This window comes from Micromonospora sp. NPDC005806, from assembly GCF_042871425.1.
Taxonomy (GTDB): Bacteria; Actinomycetota; Actinomycetes; order Mycobacteriales; family Micromonosporaceae; genus Micromonospora.
The window spans coordinates 1-8,043 of the sequence record NZ_JBIAIL010000084.1; the positions used below are offsets into that span (position 1 = coordinate 1).

The following is an 8,043-nucleotide window of genomic DNA, read 5'->3' on the forward strand; positions in this document are numbered from 1 at the left end:
CCAGGCCGCCCAGACCGTGCAGGTGTCGGCCTACCCGGACGCCTACGCCCAGTGGGAGCAGCAGGCCGCCGACCTCGTCGCCCAGCACTGGAACAACTGACAAACGCAATCACGCCGCTGGCCGGCACCCCGAGACAGGGGTGCCGGCCAGCGGCCTTTTGCGTACCCAGCCCACAACAGCAACCACCCACCGAGGCACCCGATCAGGAGGTCGCGCTGGACCGCCGGTGACCGGCCACGATGTCCACCATGGCGGCGCCGAGCGCCACCACGATGATCCCGGTGGCGAGCAGCAACGAGTGCCGGAACGCGGCGGCCCAGTCGCCGTGGGTGCTGGCCAGCGACGAGAAGAAGAGCGCGCCCACCCCCGCGATACCGGCGGCCGAGCCGATCCGCTGCCCGGTCTGCAGCATGCCCGCCCCGCTGCCGGCCTGCGGCACCGGCACCTCGGACAGGGCGAGGGTCTGGTTGGGCGCGATCACCAGGCCGCTGCCGATCCCGGCGAGCAGCAGGGGCACGGCGGTGCGCAGCGGCACCGAGTGGTGCGGTTCGCCGTGCAGCACGACGATCGTGGCGATCAGCCCGACCGCCACGAGCAGCAGTCCGACGGCCACCAGCGGTCGACCGTACCGGGTTACCACCCGTCCGCCCACCGCCGAGGCGGCCGCCGAGCCGAGCGCGAACGGGGTGATCGCCAGGCCGGCGATCAGCGCGCTGTAGCCCAGCCCGATCTGGAGGTAGAGCGTGAAGATGAAGAAGATCGCGGTGAACCCGGCGAAGTAGACGAGGCCGATCAGCGAGCCCAGCGTGTACGAGCGCAGACCGAACAGCCGCAGGTCGAACAGCGGCTGCCGGTGGCGGGCGTACCGCCGCTCCCAGAGCGCGAAGCCGACCAGGAAGAGCAGCCCGGCGGGGATCAGGGCCCACTTGCCCGAGCCGTGCCACTGCGCCCGCTGCACCAGCGGCAGCAGCACCAGAGTCACCCCGGCGCCGAGCAGCAGCACGCCGAGCGGGTCGAGGCGGTGCCGGTCGGGCTGGCCGGCGGGCCGGGCCGGGATGAGCCGCCAGCCGAGCAGCATGGCCACGATGCCGACCGGGACGTTCACGAAGAACACCCACCGCCAGCCGTGCTCCTCACCGCCGAGTTGGATGAGCAGCCCGCCGAGCAGCGGACCGACCGCCGTGGAGATGCCGATGGTGGCGCCGAGCAGCCCGAACGCCCGACCGCGTTCGGCACCCCGGAACAGTTCCTGGATCATCCCGCTCACCTGCGGATTGACCACGCCGGCGGCGGCGCCCTGGACGAGCCGGGCGATGATCAGCCACTCCGGCGAGCGGGCCAGCCCGGCCAGCGCGCTGGTCAGCGTGAACAGCGCGACGCCGACCACGAACGCGGTACGCCGGCCGCGCGCGTCACCGAACCGCCCGGCCGGCACCAGCACCAGGCCGAAGGTGAGCGCGTACCCCGACAGCACCCACTGCAGATCGCTCGGCGTGGCGTGGACGGCCCGGTCGATCGACGGTATGGCGACGTTGACGATGCTGATGTCCAGCAGCGTCATGAACGCGGCGACCAGGCCGACGCCGAGTGCCTGCCAGCGCCGCCGACCGCCGTACCCGGCGGGTTCCGCCGGCGCAGACGACCGGTCCGCGCTCATCGTGCCCCCCGAGAACCGTCGATCACGCATCCCCGATCGCTACCCGGCCCCCGGTGGGGCAAACGGTGGGTGTCAGGCCATCTGGCGCGCGCACCACCGCGGGCCGAAGTCCAGACCCGCCATCGGGGAGTCCTCCCGGTGCAGTAGGCCTCGTTCGGTGAGCAGGTGCAGCGGCTCGCGCAGCTCCTCCTCGGTCATCCCCGTCTCCTGGGCGATCAGGTCAGGGTAGGGGACGTGGCCCCGCACCTCCAGCGCGGACACGGCCTGGTACACCCGTTCCTCGACCGCAGACAGCTGTACCTGCTGCATCGCTTCCCTCCTCGGCGTGATCCGCCCGACCGGCGGGCGGTCTACGCCCGGCGCATACCCCGACGATGTCCGATGATGCCCACCCGATCGGGGGGCTCGCGACGGCCGCGCGAGGGGCGGTGCCGCCGCGCGGTGCCCTAGGCTGAACCAGTGATCATCTGGGATCTCGTCGTCGTCGGCGGTGGCCCCGCCGGCCTCTCCGCCGCCCAGGCCGCGGCCCGTGCCGGCGTCCGCACGCTGGTGGTCGAGCGCGCCACCCATCCCCGCTACAAGACCTGCGGCGGCGGCCTGATCGGGACGTCGCTCGCCGAAGTTGCCGACCGCATCGAGGTGCCCGTACACGACCGGGTCGACCGGATCACGGTCACCCGGGACGGGCGACGCGAATTCACCCGCCGGCACTCCGGTCCGCTGCTGGCCATGGTGCGCCGCGAGGAGTTCGACGACCGTCTGCGGGCCGCCGCGATCGCCGCCGGGGCCGAGGTCCGCGAGGGCGTCGCGGTCCGCGCCGTGGAGCAGGACCCCGACGAGGTACGCCTCCGGCTGGCCGACGGCGATGTCGTCCGCGCCCGCACCGTGATCGGCGCCGACGGCTCCTCCGGCATCACCGCCCGGCACGTCGGGGTGACCTTCCGCCAGGTCGATCTGGGGCTGGAGCTGGAGCTGCCGGTGCCCCCCGCCGAGCAGGACCGCTGGCGGGGCCGGGTGCTGCTGGACTGGGGTCCCGTCCCCGGGTCGTACGGCTGGGTCTTCCCCAAGGGCGACCGGCTCACCGTCGGCGTCATCTCCGCCCGCGGCGAGGGCGAGCGGACCCGGGCCTACCTGCGCGACTTCGTGGCGCGGCTGGGCCTGTCCGGGGTGACCCCGGAGCACGACTCCGGCCACCTGACCCGCTGCCGGGCCGAGGACGCGCCACTGCGCCGCGGCCGGGTGCTGGTCGCCGGCGACGCCGCGGGCCTGCTGGAACCGTGGAGCCGGGAGGGCATCAGCTACGCCCTGCGCTCCGGGCGGCTGGCCGGCGAGGCGGTCGCGGGCGGCGACCCGGAGGTCTACGAGCGGGAGGTACGCCGGCAGCTCGTGCCGGCGATGCAGGCCGGGCATCGGCTGCTGGAGGTCTTCGAGCGGCGGCCCGACGTGTTCCACACGCTGCTCGCCACCCCACCGGGCTGGCGGATGTTCGTCCGGTTCTGCCACGGCCGCGTCAGCTTCGAGGAGACCCTCGCTCGGCGCCCGGTCCGGGCAGGCCTGGCCCTGGTGGACCGGCTCTCGCCGTGGCGGCCGAGAGCGGCCGCCAGGGTCGACACGGCAGCCCGCTAGCCCACCGCCACCGGGCGTCCCACCCCGGATACGGGTGGTCAGGGCACGATGACTGCCCGCCCGTGGATCTGCCCCCGGCGCAGCAGCTCGTACGCCTCCGGCGCCTCCGCGAGCGGGAAGGTCTGCACGTCGGCCTGCAGCACGCCGCCCCGGGCCAGCGCGATCACCTCTTGAAGCTCCGCCCGGGTGCCCCAGAACGGCACCTCGACGCTGGTCTCCATCGGCAGCGGGGGCGGTTCGTCGACGACCGGCCGCACCGGCAACGTGCCGCCGGCCAGGCCGACCAGCAGCAGCTGGCCGCCGGTCGCGACCACCTGCCGGGCGGTGTCCAGGGTGGGCTGCGCGCAGACGCAGTCGAGCACCACGTCCGCTCCGTCGGGCGGCGGGCCGACCAGCGCTCGGATCTTGTCCACGGTGTCCGGTCCGGCCTGCACCACGTCGTGGGCGCCCATCCGGCTGGCCAGGTCCAGCGCCGCGACGCTGGTGTCCACCGCGACGATCCGGACCGCGGTGGTGGCCACCAGGATCTGCACCGCCATGTGGCCCAGCCCGCCGATTCCGATCACCACGCAGGTCGTCCCCGGGCGCAGCTTCTCCCGGGCCAGCTCGAGGGCGTGGTACGGGGTGAGCCCGGCGTCGGTCAGCGGGGCCGCCTGGGCCAGGTCCAGGTCGCCCACGTGCTGCAGTCGGGACGCCGGCACCACCACGTGCTCGGCGAGCCCGCCGTCGCGGCTGAGCCCGATGCCACCCACCGGCACCACCCGGCACTGGTTCTCGAGGCCGCGCAGGCAGGCACGGCAGTGTCCGCAGCCGATGATCCCGTAGACCGCGGCCCGGTCCCCGGCCGCCCAGCCGTCCACCCCGGCGCCGACCCTGTCGACCGTGCCGGCGACCTCGTGGCCGAGCGTCATCGGGGTGGGGAAGAGCCCCGGCGGCGCGTCGAGGATGTGCAGGTCGGAGTGGCAGGCGCCGACCGCGCCGACGCGCAGCAGGACCTCGCCCGGGCCGGCTGTCGGGGTGGGCACCTCGACCTGTTCGAGCACCCCGGGAGCGGTCATCCGTACCGCGCGCATGGTCGTCCTCCACCTCGTCGCCGGCGGTCGTCGTGGCGCCTTACCCGCGCCGTTCCGGTTGATGCGGGCGGTGGGCGATCGGGCGCACAATGCGGTCATGAGCGAGTCGAGCGAGTCGTTCACCGACGAGGAGTACGCGTTCCTGCGGCACGTACGCTTCGGCGAACTGCCGCCCGCGGTCCGCCCCGAGGAGCGGGTGGCGCTGACCGAGTCCGAGACCGAGCCGCGCCGCGACCGGCCGGGCCCGGCCGGCGGGCAGCACGAGTGGGACCTGCGGGCGGGCGGCGCCTGACTGGTCCCGAAACGGCCGACGGGCCGCAGGGCTGAACCCCGCGGCCCGTCGGAACGGTACGGATCAGAAGACCGGCACGCCCTCGCGGACCAGCTTCCAGTTCTCGACGAAGAAGTCGCCCGGCTTGATGACGCCCTTGGCCTGGGCCCAGTCGATCAGGAGCTGGCGGATCTCCTGCTGCTGGTTGTAGACCTGGGTCTTCACGATGCCCGGGAAGTTGCCGCCACCGCTGCGCCGGTAGTTGTTCACCGCGATGACGAACTGGGCGTCCGCGGCGACCGGGGTGTCGGTGCCCGGCAGGACCAGGCGGGTGATCCGCTGCCCGACCGGCTTCGAGATGTCGATGTCGTAGTCCACACCCGAGATCACGTCGTAGTTGTAGTCGGGCACGGCCGGGTCGGCGATGGTGTCCGGGTTGACGGTCGCCCCCACCGGCTGCGTGACGAAGTACTTCGCCGAGTACTCCAGGTACGCCTTCACCTCGGCGCCGGTCACGACGACCGCCTCCAGGGTGTTGTCGTACACGTAGAGGCCGGCGACGTCGCGGATGCGCACGTCGCCCTGCGGGAAGACCGCGGTGCGGCTGAACGGCGCGGCGATCGACAGCACCGGCAGGCCCGCGTACGCGGTGCCGGCGAGGGCCGTGGTCACTACCTCGGTCTGGACCTGGTTGATGAAGTCCAGGATCGGGGTGTCCTTGTACCGCGACTCGGCGGCGGAGAGTTCCACCTCGGACTGCGCGACGACCTCGTTGACGTAGTCGACCGTCTTGGCGTGCTGGCCGCGCACGGCCGCGAGCACCGCCGGGTCCTCGACCACGGTGTTGGTGTTCAGCATGGTGGAGCCCTTGCTGACGACCTTCCAGCGGCCCTTCTCCCGGGTCAGGGTGAAGTCCATCCGGGTGAGGCGCTGGCCCCACTTCGACGGCTCCGAGGTCAGCACCTGCTCGCCGGTGGCGGCGTTGGTCACGAACTTCTGCGGCACCTCGTTGTGGGCGTGGCCGAAGAGGATCGCGTCGATGCCCGGGACCTGCTGGGCGATGAGCGCGACCGGGTTCTCGTTCGGCAGCTCCGGCCCGTAGCTGGAGGTGCCGTTGTCGCCGCCGTGGGCGGAGATGATGACCAGGTCGGCCCCGCGCTCCCGCATGATCGGCACCCACTTCGCGGCGGTGGCGATCATGTCGGCGAAGATCAGCTTGCCCTCGACGTTGGCCTTGTCCCAGATGGCGACGCCCGGGTTGGTCAGGCCGAGGATGCCGACCTTCAGGGTCGGCCCGTCCTGCCCGCCGAGGTCGACCTCCTTGATCACGTACGGCAGGAAGGCCGGCTTGCCGGTCTTCTCGTTGATCGCGTTCGCGGCCAGGGCCGGGAAGCCGAGCTGGCCGATCCACTGGGCCAGCAGCGGCAGGCCGTAGTTGAACTCGTGGTTGCCCAGGGTCACGGCGTCGTACTTCAGGACGTTCATCGCGTTGGCCATCGGGTGCGTCTCACCGGTGGCGGTGATCGGCTCCTGCTTGGCGTAGTAGGTGGCCAGCGGGGTGCCCTGGATGGTGTCACCGGCGTCCAGGACGAGGGTCGCCTTGCCCTTGCGCTCCGCCCGGATCTGGTTGACCAGGGTGGCCAGCTTCGCGACGCCGACGTCGTTGTGCTTGCTGTCGTCGTACTCGGCGTCCTTGTAGTAGTCCCAGTTGTACACGTTGCCGTGGGTGTCCGAGGTGCCGAGCACGGTCAGGTCCCAGGTCTTCGGGCCCTTGCCCTGCGACTCGGCCGCCCGCGCGGGGGCGCCGGCGATCAGGGGGGCGGTCGCGGCGGCGGCCGCGACGGCCAGCACCTGACGGCGCGAGGCGCCGGAGGAGGAGGTCATGAGGTGCCTTTCCATGGGGGTCGACGCGCCTCGTGGGCGCCGTTGCGCACCATAACCACCTGATGTCACTCGCGCCACATCGCCCCGAGTTGTTTCACCCCAACAGCGCCGGCCGCCACCCTCGCGTAACACGTCGGCCACCGACCGGCCGTTCTCGCCCGCTGCCGGCGGGCAGGGCGAAGGCAACAAAGTGGACGAAGGGAGGTGCCGCAGCAGCAGCAGTGGCACCGGGGCAGCGACCCCTCGTGGTCAGCGCGGCCAGGCGGCCATCCGGAGGCGCACCTCGGCGACCTGCTCGGGTCCGAGGCCGTAGCGGGTGAACCGGCGGTCCGGCACCCGATCCAGGTAGCGACCCGCCGCCCGGACGTCCTCGAGGTCCAGCGCTGGGTCCACCTGGCGGGCCAGCTCCACCAGTTCCGCCACGCCGTAGCGGTCCAGGGCGGCGGACACGTCGATGTAGTCGCGGACCTCCCGCCGGTTCACCAGCGCGGCGGTCTTGTTGGCGATCAGGTCCCGGACGTCCATCACCGGACCGAGGTCCATCACCACCGGGCTGCGGTACCGGTCCAGCCGGGCCAGACTCAGCCGGATCTGCCGGCCGTTCCGGCTCACCACGAAGTCCCGCATGTCCCGGTCGAAACCGTCGAAGACTGCGCCCAGCTCGCTGTCCGGATCCGCGTCGACCACCTGGTAGCCGGCCCGCTCCAGCGCTTCCCGCACCCCGGCCGCCGCTGCGGCGGCCGCCCCCTCCACGTCCGCGAACAGGTCCACGTCCTCGGTCGGGCGGGTGACCAGACCGTGCGCCGCCCAGGCCACCCCGCCGCCCAGCACGAACCGGTGCGGACCGGCGGCAGCCAGGGCCACCCGGGCCACCTCCCGGTAGAAGTCGTGCAAGTGGCTCACGCGGTACGCAGACCCCGGTGCCGGCTCTCCCACGCCAGGCGTACGCCCCGGGGCAGGTTCAGCCGCCGCCACACCCGGCGCAGCGTTCGTCCGTTGATGAGCGCCCGCAGGTCGTCGACGCGAGTGGTCTCCCGCAGCACGTTCTCGTACATCCAGAGCAGGTCGTCCGGGTCGGCGAGGTCGAACGCCCGTTCGCTGCTCCACATCAGGCGTACCGGGAGCTCGACGATGCCCCGGGTGGGGCCGGTGAGCTCGGCCAGGGTACGGGCCACCACGGCGGGACGCCCGGGGCGGGCGAGGTGCGTGGTCGTGGCCTGCATGATGTCAGGGTAACCCCTGGGCCGTTCATCGGTGGTTGCGGTTTTCGGTGGTTGCGTTTGTGTCTGTGGTTGGGGTTGTGGGGTGTGGCCCGCCGTGCCCGGCTCGGGGGGGTCTGGCTTGAGCCCTGCGCCGGTCAGGGCGGGCCACACCCGCGTCGTGGTCCCGCGCCGCCCGGATGTCCGGCCCGTCCCGTTTCAAGATCCGCGCAACTTCAGGGAAAGTGTGGTCTCCACGGGCGCGGAGGCGACAGTTTCCGTGAAGTTGTCCCCATCTTGAACCGACACGTGCGTCGCGATCGGCGCCGTGT

8 protein-coding genes are annotated in these 8,043 nt (G+C 72.6%); 2 read left to right on the top strand and 6 right to left on the bottom strand.

Annotated features, from left to right (window positions below; genetic code table 11):
• Positions 1-203: 203 nt before the first annotated feature.
• Both ACFYOS_RS36030 and ACFYOS_RS36035 read right to left on the bottom strand, forming a co-directional pair.
• Entirely contained in the window at positions 204-1,658 is a 1,455-nt protein-coding gene (locus tag ACFYOS_RS36030; RefSeq protein WP_387151733.1) for an MFS transporter, read from the bottom strand.
• 72 nt (positions 1,659-1,730) lie between these two features.
• Positions 1,731-1,967 (bottom strand): hypothetical protein, encoded by a 237-nt coding sequence (locus ACFYOS_RS36035; protein ID WP_387151715.1) that lies wholly within the window; start codon positions 1,965-1,967, stop codon positions 1,731-1,733.
• A gap of 150 nt (positions 1,968-2,117) precedes the next feature.
• Here ACFYOS_RS36035 and ACFYOS_RS36040 point away from each other — a divergent pair, with 150 nt between their 5' ends.
• Entirely contained in the window at positions 2,118-3,284 is a 1,167-nt protein-coding gene (locus ACFYOS_RS36040; protein ID WP_387151717.1) for a geranylgeranyl reductase family protein, read from the top strand.
• A gap of 38 nt (positions 3,285-3,322) precedes the next feature.
• On the opposite strand, the gene ACFYOS_RS36045 is transcribed toward ACFYOS_RS36040, so the two are convergent.
• Entirely contained in the window at positions 3,323-4,357 is a 1,035-nt protein-coding gene (locus tag ACFYOS_RS36045) for an NAD(P)-dependent alcohol dehydrogenase (protein WP_387151719.1), read from the bottom strand.
• 97 nt (positions 4,358-4,454) lie between these two features.
• Between ACFYOS_RS36045 and ACFYOS_RS36050 the strand changes: the two genes are divergently transcribed.
• Positions 4,455-4,649, top strand: coding sequence for a hypothetical protein (locus ACFYOS_RS36050; RefSeq protein WP_387151722.1), 195 nt, complete (start codon positions 4,455-4,457; stop codon positions 4,647-4,649).
• Between the two features lie 63 nt (positions 4,650-4,712).
• On the opposite strand, the gene ACFYOS_RS36055 is transcribed toward ACFYOS_RS36050, so the two are convergent.
• The 3 genes from ACFYOS_RS36055 to ACFYOS_RS36065 form a co-directional block, all read right to left on the bottom strand.
• On the bottom strand, positions 4,713-6,512 hold the full coding sequence (locus tag ACFYOS_RS36055; RefSeq protein WP_387151725.1) for a bifunctional metallophosphatase/5'-nucleotidase: 1,800 nt from the start codon (positions 6,510-6,512) through the stop codon (positions 4,713-4,715).
• A gap of 249 nt (positions 6,513-6,761) precedes the next feature.
• Positions 6,762-7,415: a nucleotidyl transferase AbiEii/AbiGii toxin family protein gene (locus ACFYOS_RS36060; RefSeq protein ID WP_387151727.1), complete on the bottom strand. Its 654-nt coding sequence runs from the start codon at positions 7,413-7,415 to the stop codon at positions 6,762-6,764.
• The gene (locus ACFYOS_RS36065; RefSeq protein WP_387151729.1) at positions 7,412-7,735 is read right to left on the bottom strand and encodes a hypothetical protein; all 324 of its coding nucleotides are present in this window, start codon (positions 7,733-7,735) and stop codon (positions 7,412-7,414) included. Before ACFYOS_RS36065 ends, ACFYOS_RS36060 begins: the two co-directional genes overlap by 4 nt.
• Between the last annotated feature and the right edge of the window lie 308 nt (positions 7,736-8,043).